Below are 21286 nucleotides of genomic sequence, written 5' to 3' on the forward strand. Positions count from 1 at the left end.
CCTCCTTATGATCTTGATGAACGTTTGTCTTGCGTCACCTCCTTAGCTGTATATCCGCAGCTTTGCCTGATGATCAGTGTTGTCGGCAGGGTGACTTGATGAGGAATTGTTCGGCCGTTAAAGCGGTCGAGAAGCTGTTTTACGCCTGTTCGGCCCATTTCCTCTGTATGCACTTTCACGGTGGTTAAAGGTGTGCTTGCAAACTCGGCCTCTTCAATGCCGTTAAAGCTGACAATGGCTGTATCCCGCGGCACATGCAGATCGGCTTCCTGAAGTGCTTTCAATGCGCCGATGGCCATAGAATCACTTGCGATAAAAAAGGCTTCAGGCAGCTTGCCTTGAGTGATGGCTTTTTTCATCAGACGATAGCCCTCGCGCATGCTGTAATCGCCGACCAGGACGTGTTCAGGCTGAGGATGGGCGGACTGCAAAAAGGCAGTCTGGCGTTTGTCCTCAATTGTTCTGCGAATGCTTTGGCCGTCCCTCAGTGTATGCTCCTTCTCCTGCCCGCCGATATAGCCTAATCGTTGGTAACCTAAATCGAAAAGGTGATCAATTGCCTGGCGTGCGGCGGCTTCAAAATCAATCCCAATCGAGTCGTATATCTGCGGATCGGGAGAATGATTGATAAATACGGCATGCTCCAATCGGCCGCTGATATGTTGAACGGCTTCGTCATGGACACGGCCGATAACAATGATACCGTCTAATTCCCGAAAAATATGCTCCTGGAAGGAACCGAGATGGATGGAGTTTGTAATGAAAATTTCCTGTTCAAAGCATTCTTTTTCAATTCCTTTGCGAATAGAAGAAAAATAAGGATCCTGCCGTTCTTCATCGGGAGATAAGCAGCTCAGCACCCCGATAAGCGGCTGGGCGCGCTGTTTTTGTCCGCGGGCTTTTCGGCGTTTAGCGACAGTTTGATAGCCTAGCTCTTCAGCGATACTGATCACTCTTTGTCTCGTTTCACCAGCCACAGAAAGCGAATGATCTTCATTTAAAATTCTCGAAACAGTAGCATTTGAAACGTTCGCTTTTAAGGCGATATCTTTTATACGAACCATGGTTACTCCCTTTCATTTGAATGAGATTTACTAAAACAAAAGAAATATTTTACTCATACGTTTTTGATAAATTGATACTATCATATGAAAGTAAGCGGTTACAATAATGAATTTCAGAATATTTTGTTATATTTAGTAAAAGTTTAGTAAACTACGATTTTTGTTTCTATATACTGTGTGAAAAATAAAGGGAATAACAAATCCGTCTCGTACATTGAAGATAAGCGAAAAAGGAAGGGTGATGGGATGAGTAACGAAAAAAGAGAGCTGCTGTTTCGATTGCTTGGTGATTTGCCTGATCGGAAGCATACGGGGGCGGAAACGCTGCGTATTGAGGAAAAAGAGGGATATATAATTGAAACGCTGCTGCTTGATATAAATGGGCTTGAAAAGGTGCCTGCATATTTTGTGAAGCCGAAAGCCGCAAAAGGACGGTGCCCTGTTATATTATTTCAGCATTCGCATGGCGGGCAGTATGAACGGGGAAAAAGTGAACTACTTGAGGGAGCGGATTATTTGAAAGCGCCTTCTTTTGCTCGGGAGCTGACTTCTCTCGGATATGGCGTATTGGCAATCGACCATTGGGGATTTGGAGACAGACGGGGAAAATCAGAAAGCGAGATTTTTAAAGAGATGCTTCTGACGGGCAGGGTGATGTGGGGCATGATGATGTACGACAGTATAAGAGCCATTGATTATGTGCAGAGCCGTCCTGATATTCAGCCTGACAGAATCGGAACGATCGGCATGTCTATGGGGGGCTTGATGGCTTGGTGGACAGCGGCGCTTGATGAACGGATTAAGGCATGTGCGGATTTATGCAGTCAGGTTGACCATCATGTACTGATTGAAACACAGAACCTTGACCGGCATGGCTTTTATTATTACGTTCCGTCTCTTGCCAAGCACTTTTCTGCATCAGATATCCAAAGCCTGATCGCACCGCGACCGCATCTTAGTCTTGCCGGCATACATGATCGGCTAACACCCGCTGAGGGAGTGAACAAAATCGAAAAAGAATTAACAGCTTTGTATGCTGAAAAAGGGGCTTCTGATTGTTACCGTATGGTGCGCTCCGCTTCAGGGCATTTTGAAACAGCTATGATGAGGCATGAAGCTCTGCAGTTTTTGAAAAAGTGGCTGTGACATGAAAAAGGGCAGGCTTTACGTGTTTTTCTGAAATGGTTCAAACAGGTAAGGAGGCGAGCATCTGCCCGTCTCTTCTTTTTTTAGTGGATCAATACAGTTATCAGGAATATACATGATAAATAGATTTTGTTTATGAGGAAATGGCGTTCTGATATTGACAGAATTGTGTATACATAATAGTATTCTAATTGTTAACCTTAATTTATAAATGGTTAACAAATAGAATACTTTCTTCTGTAATCAAAGCTGAAAGGGCGAGAAGGTATGCAAGAAGAAACATTTTACAGTGTCAGAATGAGAGCTTCTATGAATGGGTCTCACGAAGATGGAGGAAAGCATATATCCGGCGGAGAACGGCTCATCACGTTCGATAATATGAAACGTACGGTGAATGCTTTATTAGAAAAAGGGTTATCTCACTCTAGAGGAAAACCGGATTTTATGCAAATTCAATTTGAAGAGGTTCATGAGCCGGTTAAGAAGATTCATCCATTACCAATGAAGACAAATGAAGTAGAATCCCCGGAAGAGGGACAAAGTCTTGCCCGATTCTTATTGGGGAAAGCGGGTGTTCCAAGAAAAGTGATTGAAAAAGCATATCAACAAATTTCTGAATGGTCAGGTATCAGGGGAGCAGTGGTGTTTGATATTCACACTGGCAAACGAATTGATCAAACACACGATAAAGGTGTACGGGTGTCCAGAATGGATTGGCCGGACGCCAATTTTGAAAATTGGGCGTTCCGCAATAACATGCCGTCCAATTCAAGAATAAAAGAGGCCCTTGCACTTGCTTCGAAGGTGAGTGAGCATCCGGCAACCGTTGCAGAATTATGCTGGTCAGATGACCCTGATTACATAACAGGCTACGTCGCGGGTAAAAAATTGGGCTATCAGCGCATTACAGCAATGAAAGAATACGGGACTGAAGAGGGCTGCCGAATCTTTTTTGCTGACGGCTCTGTAAATGTAAACACATACATAAATGATCTCGAGAAGCAGCCTATTTTAATAGAGTGGGAGGAAGATGATGACTCAAGATTTGATAGAAAAAAGTAAAAAACATCTTTGGCTGCCTTTTACTCAAATGAAAGACTATGATGAACATCCCTTGATCATCGAAAGCGGCAACGGAATCAAAGTAAAAGACATTAACGGCAAGGAATATTATGACGGCTTTTCTTCCGTTTGGCTTAATGTGCACGGGCACCGCAAAAAGGAATTAGATGAGGCCATCATAAAACAGCTTGGCAAAATTGCTCACTCCACATTATTGGGCATGACCAACGTTCCGGCGACTGAACTTGCCGAGACCTTAATCGAGATCAGTCCGGAGAAGCTGACGCGTGTTTTTTATTCGGACAGCGGTGCAGAAGCGATGGAAATTGCTCTTAAAATGGCGTTTCAATATTGGAAGAACATCGGGAAGCCTGAGAAACAAAAATTTATTGCAATGAAAAATGGGTATCACGGCGATACGATCGGTGCCGTCAGTGTCGGTTCAATTGAACTGTTCCACCACGTCTATGGCCCGTTAATGTTTGATAGTTATAAAGCTCCGATCCCTTATGTATACCGCTCTGAAAGCGGCGATCCTGTGCAGAGCCGTGATGAGTGTCTCTATGCGCTTGAACAGCTGCTGAAGGAACACCATCACGAAATTGCAGCACTTTCGATTGAATCAATGGTTCAAGGAGCATCCGGCATGATTGTGATGCCGGAAGGATACTTGGCAGGTGTGCGCGAGCTTTGTACAGCTTACGATGTCTTAATGATTGTTGATGAAGTTGCCACTGGTTTTGGGCGTACGGGGAAAATGTTTGCATGTGAGCACGAAAATGTTCAGCCTGATCTAATGGCTGCCGGCAAAGGCATTACAGGAGGCTATTTGCCGATAGCTGTCACTTTTGCCACCGAAGACATCTACCATGCATTCTACGATGATTACAAAGAACAAAAAACCTTTTTCCACGGTCACTCCTATACAGGAAATCAGCTTGGCTGTGCGGTTGCTCTTGAAAACCTGAGATTATTTGAATCTGAAAACATCGTTGAACAAGTCGCGCAAAAAAGTAAAAAACTCCATTTACTTCTTCAAGACCTGCATGCACTTCCTCACGTTGGGGATATTCGGCAGCTCGGCTTTATGTGCGGCGCAGAGCTTGTTCAGTCAAAGGAAACCAAACGGCCTTATCCTGCTGATCGGCGAGTGGGGTACAAAGTTTCTTTGAAAATGAGAGAGCTCGGGATGCTGACGAGACCGCTCGGCGATGTAATTGCATTTCTGCCTCCGCTTGCCAGCACAGCTGAAGAGCTCGAAGCAATGGTGTCTATTATGAAAGAAGCGATCCAAGAGGTAACCAGCCTTGAGCATTGACAGCTGGTTAAGCCGCCGGTTAGACAAAGCGAAGGGAGCCGGCGTATACCGTACACTGCGAACAATGAATGGGCCTCCAATTCCGGAGGTGACGATTGATGGCAAAAATCAAACGGTCTGGTCGTCAAACAATTATTTAGGTCTCGCAAACCATAACCGCTTGATCTCTGCAGCTCAAGAAGCACTGCAGCAATTTGGAGCAGGAAGCACCGGCTCGCGTTTAACGACGGGCAATTCGACCTGGCATGAAAAACTCGAAAAAAAGATTGCCGGCTTTAAACGGACAGAAGCGGCTTTACTGTTTTCAAGCGGCTATTTAGCCAATGTCGGTGTCCTTTCTTCGTTACCTGAAAAAGGGGACGTCATTTTAAGTGATCAATTAAATCATGCAAGTATCATCGATGGCTGCCGCCTGTCTAAGGCTGATACGGTCATTTATCGCCATATCGAAATGGCTGATCTTGAAGAAAAACTGAAAGAAACACAGCGGTACCAGCGCCGTTTTATCGTAACAGACGGGGTATTCAGCATGGATGGCACGATTGCCCCTCTTGATCAGATCATCTCTCTTGCTAAAAGCTGCAATGCTTACGTGATCGTTGATGATGCGCATGCAACAGGTGTTTTGGGAGAATCAGGAGGAGGGACGAGTGAACATTTCGGTGTTTGTCCTGACATTGTCATCGGCACGTTAAGCAAAGCTGCCGGAGCGGAAGGGGGGTTCGCTGCAGGTTCAGCGGTATTCATCGACTTTCTGCTGAACCATGCCAGAACGTTTATCTTTCAAACCGCTATTCCTCCGGCAAGCTGTGCAGCTGCCCATGAGGCGTTAGACATCATGGAGGCCAGCAAGGAAAAACGACAGCTTTTATATTCTTATATCCAGATGATCAAAACGAATCTGAAGCACATGGGCTATGTGGTGAAGGGGCATCATACACCGATTATTCCGGTGGTCATCGGCGATACCCGAAAAACGGTCACGTTTGCTGAAAAACTGCAGGACAAAGGAATCTATGCCCCTGCCATTCGTCCGCCGACCGTTGCGCCAGGAGAAAGCCGTATCCGATTAACCATCACTGCTGGGCACAGTATGAGGGATATTGATCATTTGCTGGAAGCATTTCGTTCAATCGGAAAGGAGCTGAACATCATTCCATGAGAGGTTTTTTTGTAACCGGAACAGATACAGAAGTGGGGAAAACGGTGATATCCTGCGGTCTTGCAGCCTTATTGCGGGAAAATAAGATGGATGTCGGAGTATTTAAACCATTTTTAAGCGGGATCTCCCCTCATCATCCAGAGAGTGACACAAGCCTGCTGAAAGAGATGTCGCAAACGAGTCTTTCACATGAAGAGATTACGCCTTTTGCATTCAAAGAGCCGCTAGCTCCATACGTTGCAGGAAAGCTGGAGGGCAAGGCTGTCAAAATGCAAGAAGTCTTACGCCATTGGGAGCGGATAAGAGAAAAACATGGATGCTTCATCGTAGAAGGTGCGGGCGGGATTTCTGTGCCATTAGGAGAGGATTTTTTAGTCAGTCATGTCATAAAAGCGTTACAGCTTCCAGTGATTATTGTGGCCCGCCCTCATCTTGGAACGATTAATCACACCTTTTTAACTGTTCAATATGCCAAAAGCATGGGCCTTCCAATCGCCGGAATCGTCATCAATGGAATCAGTGATTCTCCTGATCATGATGAAAAAACCAATCCTGAAATGATTGAGAGCCTATGCGGTGTGCCGCTATTAGGAGTGACGCCAAAGCTGATAAACACAACAAAAGAAACGATACAGAATATGGTGAAGGACCATATAGATTTATCATTACTGATCAATCGAGTGGGGGCATGAAAATGAATCAATGGATGGAACTTGCAGACCGGGTGCTGGGCGGAGCAGAGGTGACCAACGAAGAGGCGCTTTCGATATTAAACTGTCCAGATGAAGACATCTTGCTTTTGATGCATGGAGCTTTTCACATCAGAAAACGGTTTTATGGAAAAAAAGTAAAGCTCAATATGATTATGAATGCAAAATCAGGGCTCTGTCCGGAAAATTGCGGCTATTGTTCCCAGTCTGCCATTTCGAAAGCGCCGATTGAGAGTTACCGGATGGTGAATAAGAAAACCCTTCTGGAAGGCGCAAAGCGGGCGCATGATTTGAACATAGGTACATATTGTATCGTGGCAAGCGGCAGGGGGCCGTCCAACAGAGAAGTGGATCAGGTCGTAGAAGCGGTACAGGAAATAAAAGATACGTATGGACTGAAAGTTTGTGCGTGTCTCGGATTGCTAAAGCCGGAGCAGGCGAAACGGCTGAAAGAAGCCGGAGTAGACCGCTATAATCATAATGTCAATACATCACAGAGAAATCATTCAAATATTACCACGTCACATACGTACGAGGACAGGGTCAATACGGTTGAGATTGCAAAAACCTCCGGCATGTCTCCATGTTCAGGCGCCATTATCGGGATGAAGGAAACGAAACGGGATGTCATCGATATCGCACAAAGCTTGAAGGCCCTTGACGCTGATTCCATTCCGGTGAATTTTTTGCATGCAATTGACGGCACACCATTAGAAGGCGTAAATGAATTAAACCCGCTGTATTGCTTAAAAGTGCTGGCGCTGTTCCGTTATATCAATCCGTCAAAAGAAATCCGCATTTCTGGTGGAAGAGAGGTCAATCTCCGCTCATTGCAGCCATTGGGGCTGTATGCCGCCAACTCCATCTTTGTCGGAGATTATTTAACGACTTCCGGACAGGAGGAGACGGAGGATCATAAAATGCTGAGTGATTTAGGATTTGAAGTAGAATCGGTCGAAGAGATGAAAGCCAGTTTAAGTGCAAATAGCTGAAAGCAAGAATAGAAGCAATCGGTGTCATGTCGATTGCTTTTATTTTTATGGAGTCAAAATGATGATGTCAGAATCATGAGAGGGAGCATATGACAATTCCAATTTCACTTACACCTTCTGCGTTTTTTAAAAACCCTTATCCTTTTTACGATACATTACGTTCTGCACACCCTTTATATAAAGGGAATGTTTTGAAGTATCCAGGCTGGTATGTCACGGGATATGAGGAAGCGGCAGCAATTCTGAAAGATACCAGATTCAGAACACGTGTCCCGCTGCCTGAGACCTCCATAAAATATAAGGATTTGAATCATGTCCAGAAGCAGATGATGCTGTTTCAGAATCAGCCTGATCATAGGCGCCTGCGTATGCCGGTCAGCGGGGTATTTACTCCGAGAATGACAGAGGGCTATCGCCCATTTATAAATGAAACTGTCCATCAGTTGCTTGATCAAGTGCAAGGGGAAAAAAAGATGGAGCTGATTTCTAACCTTGCTTTTCCTTTGGCAAGCAGCATTATAGCTAAGATCATAGGTGTGCCGGCAGAAGGAAGGGATCAATTTAAAGAGTGGGCGTCAAGCCTTGTTCAAACGATTGATTTTACCCGATCAAGAAAGGTGTTAACAGATGGCAATCAGATCACTGTAAGGATGAGGGGGTATTTTAGAGAGCTCATTCAAAAACGGAAACAAAAACCGCAGCATGACGTGATCAGCATGCTGCTGAAGGAAGGACAGGCTGGTAAGCTGACGGAGGAGGAAGTGGCATCAACATGTATATTGCTGGCGATCGCAGGACATGAAACAACAGTAAATCTCATCAGCAACTCAATTCTTTGTCTGCTGCAGCATCGAGAACAGCTTTTGCAGCTCAAAGAAAACCCAGCCCTGATTCATACCGCAGTTGAGGAATGTTTACGCTATGAAAGCCCCACACAAATGACAGCCCGTGTTGCGTCAGAAGATATTGAAATGAATGGCGTAACGATTCGACAAGGGGAGCATGTCTATATTCTGCTGGGGGCTGCCAATCGAGACCCAAAAGTATTCGCGCATGCCAATGAGTTCGATATCACCAGAAGCCCTAATCCCCATCTTTCATTCGGACAGGGCCACCATATTTGTATAGGTTCCTCGCTGGCACGGCTAGAAGCACAAATTGCAATCAACACTCTTCTGCAGCGCATGCCCGGCCTGCAGCTCGCTGTTTCTGAAGTGCGATACCGGAAGCTAATTGGTTTTAGAGCGCTTATGGAGCTGCCGGTTATTTTTTAATGAAGGCTAAAGGAAGCCATGTGAATGCTGAAAACGTGTCATCCCCGGCGAAAATGGGCAATCTATAAAAAAGGGGAGTGAACATATGAGAAAAGTGCTGATCGCCGGCGGAAATGGTGTGATTGGGAGAATATTGGCTAAAGGGCTTATGTCTGAGTACGAGGTGACGGTGCTGGATAAAGACCGCTACGAAGGCTTAGCACCCGCTATTCAGGCAGACGCGTCAAACTATGAGGATCTATTGAAAAAGATTCCGAGAGATACAGACGTGATCGTGAACTTACTCGCTGTCAAAATCAAATACGATGTCATGGACACAGCTGAATTTGAAAAAATGACGGATATTTTTTATAGAGCAAGCTACTATTTGTGCCGCGCGGCAGCAGAGCTCGGCATCCCAAAGGTTGTTTTCGCCAGCAGCAATCATGTGACAGATGTGTACGAAAAAGACGGGCGTTCGCTCTTAGGGCGGGAAATCACAACCGACGATTATCCGCTGTCAAAAAATCTATATGGCGTCCTAAAGCTGACCTCGGAACATATCGGCCACCTGTTTTATCTGGAAAATAAGCTCTCTGTCATCAACCTTCGAATCGGAACGGTCGTCACAGATGAAATGGATACACTGCATGAGAACGACCGGACGAAAAAAACGCTTCTTTCCCACCCGGACTTGCTGTCGATTTTTAAAGCAGCCATTGAAACGAATATCCGTTACGGCACTTATTACGCCGTCTCTGACAATCCCGGCAAGCCGTGGTCGATAGAATCCGCGGTTCAGGAGCTTGGGTTTGCGCCTCAAATTAATACCGCTGAGCTTCTGAAAGAGGAAGAGAACGGCAATAACAGAGCATAATCATTTTCTAAGATTATGCTCTTTTTCTTTTATGATCGGTTTCAAGCCAGTTCCGATGCCGCCGGGCAAGGGACAGTGTTCAAATGATTATAGACATGGCAATCGCATATTTGCTACATTTTAGACACGATATCGTCACATGCTGCAGCTCGTTTATTAAAAATGATAACGCTTACAAAGGGAGGTGGGAACGATCGCACATTCACTGAAAAATCGCCTGTTTGATATTTTGATTTACGGATTTTTGCTGATGTTCGCTTTAATATGCGTACTTCCGTTTATTCATGTCATTGCGGCATCCTTTGCCACAGTAGAGGAAGTGGTTTCGAAAAAATTCATCTTAATACCGACCACTTTTTCGCTCGATGCCTATCGTTACATTTTTTCGACAGATATCATTTATAAAAGCTTGCTCGTTTCTGTGTTTGTGACAGTTGTAGGCACGGCGGTCAGCATGTTTCTTTCTTCATTGATGGCTTACGGTTTATCCCGCCGCGACTTAATTGGGCGGCAGCCGCTCATGTTTCTCGTCGTATTTACGATGCTCTTCAGCGGCGGAATGATTCCGACTTTCCTTGTGGTCAAATCGCTTGGATTGCTCGATTCTTACTGGGCCCTTATTTTGCCGACAGCGATTAATGCCTTTAACTTGATCATTCTGAAAAACTTCTTTCAAAACATCCCGGCGAGCCTGGAAGAGTCCGCAAAAATTGACGGCTGCAATGACTTGGGGATTTTCTTCAAAATTGTGCTGCCGCTGTCTCTTCCAGCGATCGCAACGATTTCACTGTTTTATGCGGTGACGTACTGGAATACGTATATGACGGCGATCTTGTACTTAAATGATTCAGCTAAGTGGCCGATTCAGGTGCTTTTGCGCCAAATCGTTATTGTATCAAGCGGGGTACAAGGGGATATGTCGGAAATGGGCTCGGGCAGCCCGCCGCCTGAGCAAACGATCAAAATGGCAGTAATAGTCGTAGCGACCATTCCGGTTCTGCTGGTCTATCCATTTATTCAAAAGCATTTTGCAAAAGGGGCTTTGCTGGGGTCTGTCAAAGGATAAAGAATATGAAACGGAGGGATATGATGGGAAACAAATGGAGGGTGCTTCTGATTGTGCTTGTATTTGCTCTCGGAGGAGTGCTGGCGGGCTGTAAAGGAGCTGATCAATCATCAGGCAAGGCGGACTCGGATTCAAAGGTAAAGCTGTCTATGATGGCGATTTTGTATCACCAGCAGCCGCCGAAAGACAGGGCGATCAAAGAAATTGAGAAGCTGACAAATACAGAATTGGACATCACGTGGGTTCCTGATGCGGTGAAAGAAGACAGACTGAATGCGGCGCTTGCAGCCGGCAATCTTCCGCAAATCGTGACGATTCAAGACATTAAAAATTCGTCTGTCATGAATGCCTTCAGATCGGGAATGTTCTGGGAAATCGGCGATTATATCAAAGATTATCCGAATTTAAACAAGATGAATAAACTCATTAATAAAAATGTCACAATCGATGGCAAGCTTTACGGGATATACAGAGAGCGTCCCCTCTCGAGACAAGGCATCGTCATTCGGAAGGACTGGCTGGACAATTTGAATTTGAAAACGCCGGAAACGCTGGATGATCTTTATGAAGTTGCCAAAGCGTTTACAGAGAACGACCCGGACAAGGATGGAAAAGATGATACATTCGGATTGACTGACCGAAATGATCTGATTTACGGCGCTTTTAAGACGCTTGGCTCATATGAAGGCATGCCGACAGACTGGAAGGAATCAAATGGCACATTTACGCCTGATTTCATGACGAAAGAATACAAAGACACAATGGATTACATGAAAAAACTGCGTGATAACGGCTACATGAATAAAGACTTTCCGGTCACAAGCAAAACCCAGCAGCAGGAGCTGTTTTCTCAAGGAAAAGCCGGCATTTATATCGGGAATATGGTGGATGCTGTCAATTTGCGTGACAATGCTTCCGATAAATCAATGGAGCTGGAGATCATCAACCGCATAAAAGGCCCTGACGGAAAAGAGCGTGTATGGGCGTCAGGAGGGCATAACGGTGTATTTGCTTTTCCGAAAACGAGTGTGAAATCAGAAGCCGAGCTGAAACGGATCTTGGCGTTCTTTGACCGAATAGCCGAAGAGGACGTCTACAGCCTGATGACATACGGCATTGACGGGGTTCATTACAATAAAGGAAAAGGCAAAACATTCACAAGAAAAGAAAGCCAGGTAAAAGATTGGCAGACTGATATTCAGCCGCTGTCCGCCTTAATCGCCATTGATAAAGCCTACTTAAAAAACACCGGTGATCCGCTACGGACAGCGTACGAGGAGCTGACGGAAGACAATGAAAACATCATCGTCTCCAATCCGGCAGAGAGCTTGTATTCCGCCGCGGAGTCTGAGCGCGGAGATGAACTGAAAAAAATGATAGACGATGCCACCTATAAATATATGATCGGAGAAATTACAGAAAGCCAGTTTGATAAAGAAGTTGAAAAATGGGAAACAAGCGGAGGAAAGCAGATTATTCAGGAATACGAGGAAGCGTTTAAAAAAACAAAGTAATATTGAAAAAACCCAAAACGCACTAGCGGTTTTGGGTTTTTATATGCTTCTTTTTTGCTGGCGGTAGTTGCCCGGTGTGATGCCTTCCAGCTTTTTAAAGGATCTGATAAAGTTTTGCGAGTTTTTGTATTTGAGCTTTTCAGCTATGTCTTTCACCGCCATGTCGGATTCAGCCAGCCAGCTTTTTGCCATATGGTGGCGGTAATTCGAGACATACTCGCTGAATGAAATGCCCATTTCTTTTTTGAAAATACTGCTTAAGTAGTTTGGGTTGTAATGCAGCCTGCGGGCAATTTCGTCCAGCGTTAAATCGGATTCAAACTCATGGTGGATGATATGGATTATGTTGTCGGAAATATTCTTGTACTGTGCATCGGCCCGGGCATTTACTTTGTCTGTCATCGGATCAATGAATTCTTGCTTCAGCCAGTTTTCAGTATCCTCGAATGTCTTCAGCTCAAAAATTTGGTCATACAGCATTTTGTTTTCTTCAAGCTCAAATAGTTCAATTCCGAGTACATGCATCAGTTCAATGACATGATTCAGAAAACGGGCGATTGCGATCTGAAATTGGTACGGGTTGGTGTTGTGTGTAAAAATCGACTGTAAAATCGCGTGCAGGCATTTGTCTGCTTTCTCCTTGTCACCGGCTTTTACAGCATCGAACAGCTCATGCTGAAGCTGCTTCGGAAAATGGGTTTTGAACGTTTTTTTCTGATCCAGGTCTTCATAAAAGATTATCGATTTGTTTTCTGCTTTCAGCCGGTATTTTAACGCTTCTAAGCCTTCCGCATAAGCGTTTTTCGCCATTGCTAATGCATCAAACGGCTGGCTGACGCCGATGCTGACAGACAGGTGCAGCTCAGCTTCAACTGTATCCTGAATCATCCGGGCGATATCATTCAGCTCGGCCATAAATGCCTCTTTTGTCCCGCTTTCATTCATCAATATGGTTGCCTGCTGTTTATCGACTACCGCTGGTGCGAGGTGTTTTTCCGCGGGGATGTTCCGCTCAATCAGGCTGTTGACGGCAAACAACAGCAGATCCATATCTTTTTTCTCATACGGTGTCTGATTCAGCGTGTCAATTTGGAGCACCAGCAGGGCGAGGTGACGCCAATTTTGTTTTAAGCCGAGGCTTTCAAAGCGGTTATTGACCTCCTCATCCGTCAGTTTTCCAAGCATAAGTCTGACCATAAAATATTGCTGAAGATGAGTGGCCTGCTGCCTCATTGTTTCTTCAAGATCGTCATTTCTGTTTTTGAGCTGCTTGAAGCTTTGCTCGATTAATTCAAACTCGTTTTGATGAGGCTGTTTTTCTGGAAAGGCTCCGTGCCGCGCAAACGATTCATAAAGCAGCCGGATCGGCTTATAAAAATGACGGGAGCCCAGCCAAGAGAATAACAATGAAAGCGCTAACAAAATGAAACATACCGTAAAGGTGATCCAGCCGATCGACTTGGCTTCTTTTTTTAGTTCGGGCAGGGAAACGAGAGAAAAATAAGTCCACGTGTTATAGTCTGATTTTTGATAGGTCACTTTATAATGAATGCGGTCAATGGCTGTTTCAAACTGGCCGCTTTTGGAGCTTTGCGCCAGCATTTTTTTGACAAAATCGTCGTTTTGAAGAGAATCGCCTATATCAGACATGTTGTTGTGAAGGATGATACGGCCTTTTTCATCAATGATAAACACGCTGTTTGCGCTTGAATAATCAGGCATATTTTTAACGAGTGAACAGCTTGGGATGCTTGCGGCTGCCAGTCCCTTCGTGTTTGTGCTGTTCAGCGGGAGCTGCTTAATCAAATTGATATTATACCGGCAGCTTTCTGAAGCGCCTTCCTTTGTGGAGATCAAACGGTTGTTTTTTTCCAGCGTCCAATAGGACCGGCTCGCTTTGTTTTTCGAATACGCCTCGGCTGCTTCATGAAGGGAGTCCGTATTCATGCGGTACAAACCGGAATTGTTCATGTACCAGTTTTTCATATAGCTGACAAGCGTCATGTTGGACAAATCGGTATCAAAGCTTTGCAAATAGTTGAGCTCTTGGTTCACTTGGTCATAGATTTGAAATTGGTCAGAGTGCAAAGGCTCGGACAGTGTGCGGAGGAGAGGCGGCGAACTCACATAGTGGGTTAAAGAATGATCGACGGTTTTTAGGATGTGCTCGATGCTTAGCTGGGTCTGCTGGAGTGTGTCGAGTTTTTCCTCCGAAACGTTGGAGATGGCCGTTTTCTGAGAGTGCTCGTACGAAAACAAACCGACCAAAATGACGGGAATGGTGCTGAGTAAACAAAAAAACGTGATGAGTTTGTAATAAAACTTGTATTGGCTTCTTTTCATAAAACCCCCCATTTCATAACACCTTAATACAATTAATCCAAAGATTGATAGATATTGTCAATAATCATTTTCTAATATCGGTGTCTTTTTTTCAGATAGAGAGGCAAAACCCTTGATGACAAAGGGCTCAGGCAGAATGTGATCATATGATTGTAGACGGACTTTTGCACGCTGCGCTACAGTGAAAACAAGAACCCGTGAAAGGAGGCTTTGAAAAAGATGAAAACAGCAGAAGCGCAAGCGCCGGCTGTAGACGCAGTCATGTTTAAAAAAGAAAAAAGAAAGCGCTTACTAAATAAGCTGCTGCAGCAAAAGTTTTTGTACTTTATGATTTTGCCGGGATGTATTTATTTTTTGCTTTTTAAATATGTTCCAATGTGGGGAATCGTGATTGCGTTTCAGGATTATCAGCCGTTTCTCGGCATTTGGGGCAGCGAGTGGGTCGGGCTGAAGCATTTTATCAGGCTGTTTACAGAGCCTACATTTTTTGTCCTGTTAAAAAATACGCTCGTGCTCTTTGCCTTGAATCTGGCCATTTTTTTTCCGGTGCCGATTTTATTAGCGCTTCTTCTAAACGAAGTGCGGATTGCACTCTTTAAAAAATTCGTTCAGACGCTGATTTATATTCCGCACTTTATGTCCTGGGTCATTGTTGTATCGCTGTCATTTGTGCTTTTGACAGTAGACGGGGGCCTGATTAATGAACTGATTACGTTTTTTGGCGGTGAAAAAATCAATTTTCTGCTGAATGAAGAATGGTTCCGTCCGCTGTATATTCTGCAGGTCATCTGGAGAGAAGCGGGCTGGTCAACGATCATCTACCTGGCCGCAATGACGGCGGTTGATCCTCAGCTTTATGAAGCGGCGAAAATGGACGGAGCGGGACGGCTGCGGCAAATGTGGCATATTACGCTGCCGGCTATCAAAAGCGTCATCGTCGTTTTGCTGATTTTAAAAATTGGGGACACGCTGGAGCTTGGCTTTGAGCATGTATATTTGCTGTTAAACGCCACAAACAGGGAAGTCGCGGAAATTTTTGATACGTACGTTTATACTGCAGGGCTGAAACAGGGCCAATTCAGCTACAGTACAGCGGTCGGCGTATTTAAAGCGGCGGTCGGGCTGATTTTGGTCATGCTTGCGAATCGTTTGGCGAAGAAATTTGGCGAGGAAGGAATCTATTAAGAAAGGGATGGTATCAATGGATCAATCAATCGCTGTAAAGTCGCCTCTTACGTATGCGGAGGCATTGGCAGAAACGATTATGAACACGTATACAGTTGAAGAGCTGCCGCCTGCAAACCGCTGGCACTATCATCAGGGCGTTTTCTTATGCGGGGTTTTGCGTCTTTGGGAAGCAACCGGACAGAAACGGTACTTTGATTATGCGAAATCTTATGCGGATCTCCTAATTGATGATTACGGCAATCTATTATTTAAAAGAGACGAACTCGACGCGATTCAGGCGGGCCTTATTCTTTTTCCTTTATACGAAAAGACGAAGGATGAACGCTATGTAAAAGCGGCAACAAGGCTGCGGGGCTTATACGGAACGCTGAACCGAACGTCAGAGCAGGGGTTCTGGCATAAGGACGGCTATCCATATCAAATGTGGCTTGACGGTTTATATATGGGCGGGCCGTTTGCACTGAAATATGCCAATTTGAAGCACGAGCCGGAGCTGTTTGACATGGTTGTGCTTCAGGAAGGCCTGATGAGAAAGCATACGAAGGATCCAAAGACCGGACTCTTCTATCATGCGTGGGATGAAGCGAAAAAAATGCCTTGGGCCAGTCAAGAGACAGGCTGCTCTCCGGAGTTTTGGGCGCGTTCAATCGGCTGGTACGTCATGTCACTCGCAGACATGATTGAAGAGCTGCCTGAGAAGCACCCAACCCGTCATGTCTGGAAAAAAACACTTCAGGACATGCTCGAAAGCATCTGCCGCTACCAAGACAAGGAAACAGGATTATGGTATCAGATCGTTGACAAGGGCGACAGATCTGACAACTGGCTGGAAAGCTCGGGATCGAGCCTGTATATGTATGCCATCGCTAAAGGAATCAATAAAGGATATCTCGACAGATCCTATAAAACGTCTTTGTTAAAAGCGTATCAAGGGCTGATTCAGCATAAAACTGAAACAACAAAAGACGGCGCGTTTCTCGTCAAAGACATATGTGTCGGAACGTCGGCAGGATTTTATGATTATTATGTCAGCCGGGAACGGAGCACAAACGACCTTCACGGGGCGGGAGCGTTTATTTTGGCGATGACAGAATTGGAAGCGCTTCTCGGGTCAGACGAAAAATGAAAAGATCTCTATGTGCGGCTATATGTGTGATCGTCTCGTTGCTGTTTTTGGCTTCGTGCTCAAGCAGACCGGACGGCATTCATGTCATCCTGTTTTCAGATATGCAGGCAGGCGTACAGGATAACATAAAAGAGGCCGCTGAAAAGAAGGCAGGCAGGGCAGAAATTTTTCCCGCTTTGCCGGAAAAGCTGCTGACTGAAATTACGGCTCGCGAGGGTGACGTCTTTATCGTGCCTGAAGACTTGTTTGCAGCATACGATGATCCGGAAAATTTTCAGCCGTTAGACGGATTGTCACTGAAACATTCATCGCCCTATACAGCCGTAAATCAAAAAACGGGAGAAAAAACAGTCTATGCCGTTCTGATTGAGAAAGGGGAAAAACAGCTGAACGGCTATTCTTTTCGGCTGAATCGAAATATGGCGGCGTTTATCCCTGTATACTCCGAAAAAACAGAGGAAGCGCTGCAGCTGATTTCCCAATTAACAGAAGTCCGATAGGGGTGGGGACCATTGAAAAGCATCGTCATTTGCGGATTAAGCAGCAGAGCCCTCAGCATGTTTATCAAACCGCTGCTCAAACAGTTTTCATCCATTTATGAAATTACGGGATTGCTGGATGCCGATCCGAAACGATTCGCCGTCTGCAAAGAGGCATTTCCGGAGCTTGCACAAGTACCGGAGTATAAAGAAGAAGATTTTGATAATATGATGAGCGTTTCGAAGCCAGACATTGTGATTGTGACGGGAAGGGATGACACCCATGTTACCTATATATTGAGAAGCCTTCAGTGGGATACGGATGTCATAACGGAAAAACCGATGGTGACGACGGTGCAGGATGCAAAGCGGGTGCTTGAGGCAGAAGCGAAAAGCAAAGGGAAGGTTACTGTCGCGTTTAATTACCGCTACAGCCCGTATCATCGGAAAATCAAAGAAATGATTTTAGAGGGAAAAATAGGAAGGGTCACGTCTGTTGATTTGAATTGGTATATTGATACCTATCACGGCGCCAGCTATTTTAAACGCTGGAACCGATCCAGGCAATTTTCCGGCGGCCTTTCTGTCCATAAATCCACACATCATTTCGATCTGGTGAATTGGTGGCTCGGCCAAAACCCGGCGGAGGTATTTGCTTACGGCGAGTTGAATTACTACGGGCCGGACAGTGAGTGGAATCCGCTGCCGGAAGAAGACGGGCGTTTTTGCGGCACATGCCGGGTCAAAGAGAAATGCCATTACTATGCGAGATGGCACCCCCGTGCCTCTAAAGCTTCTGTAAAGGATGATCATCTCAAGGCGGATGCAGACCAGTCAAGCTTATATACCGCATATCGCCCTGACGCGTGCATTTTTGACGAGGAGATCGATATTGAGGATACGTATGTGGCGGCTGTCAAATATGACGGCGGTGCGCTTTTAAGCTACTCGATCACATTTTCCGCTCCGTACGAAGGCTACCGCCTTACGATAAACGGCACAAAAGGACGCATTGAATCAAATGAATTCCATGAGCCTTCCAGAATTCCGTTTGCTTTTCCAGAGCAGACGATTGAGTATTATCCGCTTTTTGAATCGAAGCAAACCATTCAAGTCGTCAAAAACGAGGGAGGACACGGCGGAGGTGATCCGCTTTTGCTTGCTGATCTATTTATAGGCAAAGATCCCCTGCGCCAGTATGACATTTTGGCCGGAGCCGAAGCCGGAGCCTATTCTATCGCGGTCGGTGAGGGAATATGGCGCTCCGTTGTTGAAAAGAAACCAATTGATATTAAACAGCTTTTTCATATGCAAAATGTATAAAAGCGAAGAGGAGGGGCTTTCGTGGAACATGACGGATCAATGGCACGGGTGCTGCGTTTTTGCGAGTGGATCATGAGGTTTGCGTATACCAATTTGCTTTGGCTGCTTTTTACAATCCTCGGTCTCGGAGTGTTCGGTGTCATGCCCGCGACTGCCGCTTTATTCGCTGTTATGCGAAAATGGATTCAGGGTCAGGATCACGTTCCGGTGCTGCCGACATTTTGGCGGGAATACAAAGCTGAATTTCTCCGTTCCAATCTGATCGGTGCTGTACTGGTGTTAATCGGTTTGATCATTTATATCGATTTGGCCTTTATTTACCCAAGCCACTTTTTATTGCATATCCTGCGCTTTGCTATTATGATATTTGGCTTTCTGTTTGTATCAATGCTTTTTTATGTGTTTCCGCTGCTCGTCCACTTTGATTGGAAAAAGCGCCTGTATTTTAAGTTTTCCCTCTTGCTGAGTGTGGCGTACTTACAATATACCCTCGTCATGCTTGCGCTGACGGTCGCGCTCTTCTTCCTGCTGGCTTATCTGCCGGGAATTGTCCCTTTTTTCAGCGTCAGTCTCATCAGCTACTGCCACATGAGGATCGCTTATGCCGTTCTGGTGAAGCTGGAGCAGCAGGACCATGAACCGGCAAAGAAACATCCTGCACCAGAAGCTTTTTATCCGGAGACGAGGTAAACATTTTCTCTATCATATATTGATTCCAAACGGAATAGATTGATAGAGAAAGGAGAGCGGATAAATGCTGAAGGTGGCAGTGTTTGATGAAGAGCATGAAAAAGATTTGCAAACGGAGATCAATTCATTTTTAAAAGGAATATCGGAAGAGCAGCTGGTTGATATCAAATATACGGTTTCAGCGGCATGTGACCCTGAAGGCGAGCAGCTCTACTGTTTTTCCGCACTCATTTTATATCGAAAATAAAAAAAGATCTTCCCGCGGACTGCGGAAAGATCTTTTTTTATGGTTAAGCCTTTTTCACTCTTGGGCTTCTTGGTTTCTGGAATTTCTCTGCTGCTCTAATTTCTTTTCGTTCTCTTGCCAATGCTTTATAAAGGGCAGCAATCATGAGCAGGATAACAATTGAAAACGGCAGTGCCGCCAGAATCGCTGTGTTTTGCAAAGCGGCAAGTCCGCCGGAATACAAGAGCGCAGCTGCCATAGCAGACTGAATGATGCCCCAGCTGAGTTTGACTGAGTTAGCCGGGTTTAATGAACCGTATGTCGTCTGCATACCAAGGACAAATGTCGCTGAATCAGCTGATGTAATAAAGAACACGGCGATCAGGATCAATGCCAGGATAGACGTGATCATCGTCAGCGGATAGTGATCCAGTGTTCCGAACAGCATCGTTTCGGAAGACTGCTTCGCCACATTAAAGATACCTTTTTGCTGAAGGTCCATTGCGGAAACACCGAAAATGGAGAACCATAGGAAAGCCAAAATACATGGTGCCACCAGGACGCCGATCAAAAATTCACGGATTGTCCGGCCTCGGGATACACGAGCGATGAAAATGCCGACAAATGGAGACCAGGAAATCCACCATGCCCAATAGAAAATCGTCCAGCCGTTGATCCATTCACGTTTGCCTGGATCGTTCGGCGCCAGTCTGAAGCTCATTTGAACAATGTTTTGAATATACTGCCCAATTGAATCTGTAAGTGAGTTCATGATCAAAACGGTAGGTCCGACAACCAGCATAAACAGCATCAGCAATCCGGCTAGTACCATATTGGTGTTGCTTAAATACTTAATGCCTTTTCCGAGTCCGCTCCAAGCCGATAGTAAAAAGAGCACTGTTACAATAACAATCAAAATCAATTGAACGATAAAATGATTCGGAATTCCGAATAGGTAATTCAATCCGCCGTTAATTTGAGTTGCGCCGATCCCCAGACTCGTTGCAACGCCGACAACTGTAGCGAAAACAGCGATACAGTCAATCAGTTTACCGATCGGGCCGTTTACTTTATCGCCGAGAATCGGAGTCAGTGTGCTGCTGATTAATCCAGGCGCGTCTTTGCGGAATTGAAAATATGCGATACATAATGCCACGACGGCATAAATGGCCCAAGCGTGCAGTCCCCAGTGGAAAAACGTGTACCGGAGCGCATCTCTGAAGGCTTGGGGGGTTTCTGTTTCACCTGATGGAGAGCTAATTGCGTAATGGCTGATCGGTTCAGCCGCACCATAGAATACTAAGCCGATTCCCATGCCTGCACTGAACAGCATGGCAAACCAAGATAATAACCCGAATTCCGGTTTTTCATCCGGTTTCCCCAGTTTAATTTTTCCAATCGGGCTGACAATTAAAAAGAGACAGAACCCGACAAACAAAGAGACAACTAATAGATAATACCAACCAAATGAATCTGTTATAAACGATTGTGCCGATTGAGACACGTTTTGCAGGCTGTCAGGAGAAATAACGCCCCACAAAACGGCTGCGGCTGTGATGACAATCACAATCCAAAATACACTAGATATATTCTTCAAACATTCTCACCCTCTGACTTTTTTGTGTACGCCTATATCTTCCTCGCAGGCTTAGTATGGTCGTACGATGGCAGATCATTCCTTCCTGTAAATTACCCCGCAATCAGGTGAAACAAAACAAATCTCACCCTAACATTTTTGCGGGAAATT

The 21286-nt window shown here is 45.3% G+C and carries 19 protein-coding genes; 16 read left to right on the top strand and 3 right to left on the bottom strand.

The genetic code is table 11. The features are described from left to right. Positions 1-5 precede the first annotated feature (5 nt). On the bottom strand, positions 6-1064 hold the full coding sequence (locus tag KXD37_RS00445; RefSeq protein WP_059291799.1) for a LacI family DNA-binding transcriptional regulator: 1059 nt from the start codon (positions 1062-1064) through the stop codon (positions 6-8). Positions 1065-1310: 246 nt separating this feature from the next. Here KXD37_RS00445 and KXD37_RS00450 point away from each other — a divergent pair, with 246 nt between their 5' ends. The 10 genes from KXD37_RS00450 (at position 1311) to KXD37_RS00495 (ending at position 12164) form a co-directional block, all read left to right on the top strand. Beyond that, positions 1311-2210: a dienelactone hydrolase family protein gene (locus tag KXD37_RS00450; RefSeq protein ID WP_024122555.1), complete on the top strand. Its 900-nt coding sequence runs from the start codon at positions 1311-1313 to the stop codon at positions 2208-2210. Positions 2211-2477: 267 nt separating this feature from the next. Then, the gene (gene bioW, locus KXD37_RS00455; protein ID WP_263463055.1) at positions 2478-3272 is read left to right on the top strand and encodes a 6-carboxyhexanoate--CoA ligase; all 795 of its coding nucleotides are present in this window, start codon (positions 2478-2480) and stop codon (positions 3270-3272) included. Then, positions 3244-4590, top strand: a complete 1347-nt coding sequence (gene bioA, locus KXD37_RS00460) for an adenosylmethionine--8-amino-7-oxononanoate transaminase (protein ID WP_106020289.1) — start codon at positions 3244-3246, stop codon at positions 4588-4590. Before bioW ends, bioA begins: the two co-directional genes overlap by 29 nt. Beyond that, positions 4580-5752 (top strand): 8-amino-7-oxononanoate synthase, encoded by a 1173-nt coding sequence (bioF, locus tag KXD37_RS00465; protein ID WP_024122552.1) that lies wholly within the window; start codon positions 4580-4582, stop codon positions 5750-5752. Before bioA ends, bioF begins: the two co-directional genes overlap by 11 nt. Then, complete coding sequence (gene bioD / locus KXD37_RS00470; RefSeq protein ID WP_106020287.1) at positions 5749-6444, top strand: dethiobiotin synthase; 696 nt, start codon at positions 5749-5751, stop codon at positions 6442-6444. The genes bioF and bioD overlap by 4 nt, the downstream gene beginning before the upstream one ends. A gap of 2 nt (positions 6445-6446) precedes the next feature. Further along, positions 6447-7454: a biotin synthase BioB gene (gene bioB, locus KXD37_RS00475; protein ID WP_106020286.1), complete on the top strand. Its 1008-nt coding sequence runs from the start codon at positions 6447-6449 to the stop codon at positions 7452-7454. A gap of 89 nt (positions 7455-7543) precedes the next feature. Beyond that, positions 7544-8728, top strand: coding sequence for a cytochrome P450 (locus KXD37_RS00480; protein ID WP_127696630.1), 1185 nt, complete (start codon positions 7544-7546; stop codon positions 8726-8728). 85 nt (positions 8729-8813) lie between these two features. Then, positions 8814-9584, top strand: a complete 771-nt coding sequence (locus tag KXD37_RS00485) for an NAD-dependent epimerase/dehydratase family protein (protein ID WP_101863524.1) — start codon at positions 8814-8816, stop codon at positions 9582-9584. 205 nt (positions 9585-9789) lie between these two features. Further along, the gene (locus tag KXD37_RS00490; protein WP_081638357.1) at positions 9790-10650 is read left to right on the top strand and encodes a carbohydrate ABC transporter permease; all 861 of its coding nucleotides are present in this window, start codon (positions 9790-9792) and stop codon (positions 10648-10650) included. Between the two features lie 23 nt (positions 10651-10673). Further along, the gene (locus KXD37_RS00495) at positions 10674-12164 is read left to right on the top strand and encodes an extracellular solute-binding protein (RefSeq protein ID WP_024122547.1); all 1491 of its coding nucleotides are present in this window, start codon (positions 10674-10676) and stop codon (positions 12162-12164) included. A gap of 39 nt (positions 12165-12203) precedes the next feature. Here KXD37_RS00495 and KXD37_RS00500 read toward each other — a convergent pair whose 3' ends face one another. Further along, positions 12204-14519 (bottom strand): helix-turn-helix domain-containing protein, encoded by a 2316-nt coding sequence (locus KXD37_RS00500; protein ID WP_106020285.1) that lies wholly within the window; start codon positions 14517-14519, stop codon positions 12204-12206. 207 nt (positions 14520-14726) lie between these two features. Between KXD37_RS00500 and rmgP the strand changes: the two genes are divergently transcribed. The 6 genes from rmgP (at position 14727) to KXD37_RS00530 (ending at position 19560) form a co-directional block, all read left to right on the top strand. Further along, positions 14727-15692 (top strand): polygalacturonan/rhamnogalacturonan ABC transporter permease, encoded by a 966-nt coding sequence (gene rmgP, locus KXD37_RS00505; RefSeq protein ID WP_024122546.1) that lies wholly within the window; start codon positions 14727-14729, stop codon positions 15690-15692. 7 nt (positions 15693-15699) lie between these two features. Beyond that, a complete protein-coding gene (locus KXD37_RS00510; RefSeq protein WP_142396191.1) occupies positions 15700-16821 on the top strand; it encodes a glycoside hydrolase family 88 protein in 1122 nt (373 codons plus the stop codon). Beyond that, on the top strand, positions 16818-17321 hold the full coding sequence (locus KXD37_RS00515) for a lipoprotein YteS (protein WP_188323227.1): 504 nt from the start codon (positions 16818-16820) through the stop codon (positions 17319-17321). Before KXD37_RS00510 ends, KXD37_RS00515 begins: the two co-directional genes overlap by 4 nt. A 12-nt stretch (positions 17322-17333) precedes the next feature. Continuing rightward, positions 17334-18623: a Gfo/Idh/MocA family protein gene (locus KXD37_RS00520; protein WP_188323226.1), complete on the top strand. Its 1290-nt coding sequence runs from the start codon at positions 17334-17336 to the stop codon at positions 18621-18623. Positions 18624-18644: 21 nt separating this feature from the next. Then, positions 18645-19313 (top strand): YesL family protein, encoded by a 669-nt coding sequence (locus KXD37_RS00525; RefSeq protein WP_255004732.1) that lies wholly within the window; start codon positions 18645-18647, stop codon positions 19311-19313. A 64-nt stretch (positions 19314-19377) separates the two neighbouring features. Then, entirely contained in the window at positions 19378-19560 is a 183-nt protein-coding gene (locus KXD37_RS00530; RefSeq protein WP_003325003.1) for a sporulation protein Cse60, read from the top strand. Positions 19561-19603: 43 nt separating this feature from the next. On the opposite strand, the gene KXD37_RS00535 is transcribed toward KXD37_RS00530, so the two are convergent. After that, positions 19604-21136, bottom strand: a complete 1533-nt coding sequence (locus KXD37_RS00535) for a BCCT family transporter (RefSeq protein ID WP_024122541.1) — start codon at positions 21134-21136, stop codon at positions 19604-19606. Between the last annotated feature and the right edge of the window lie 150 nt (positions 21137-21286).

It is taken from the genome of Bacillus sp. XT-2, from assembly GCF_025696525.1.
GTDB classification, from domain to species: domain Bacteria; phylum Bacillota; class Bacilli; order Bacillales; family Bacillaceae; genus Bacillus; species Bacillus halotolerans.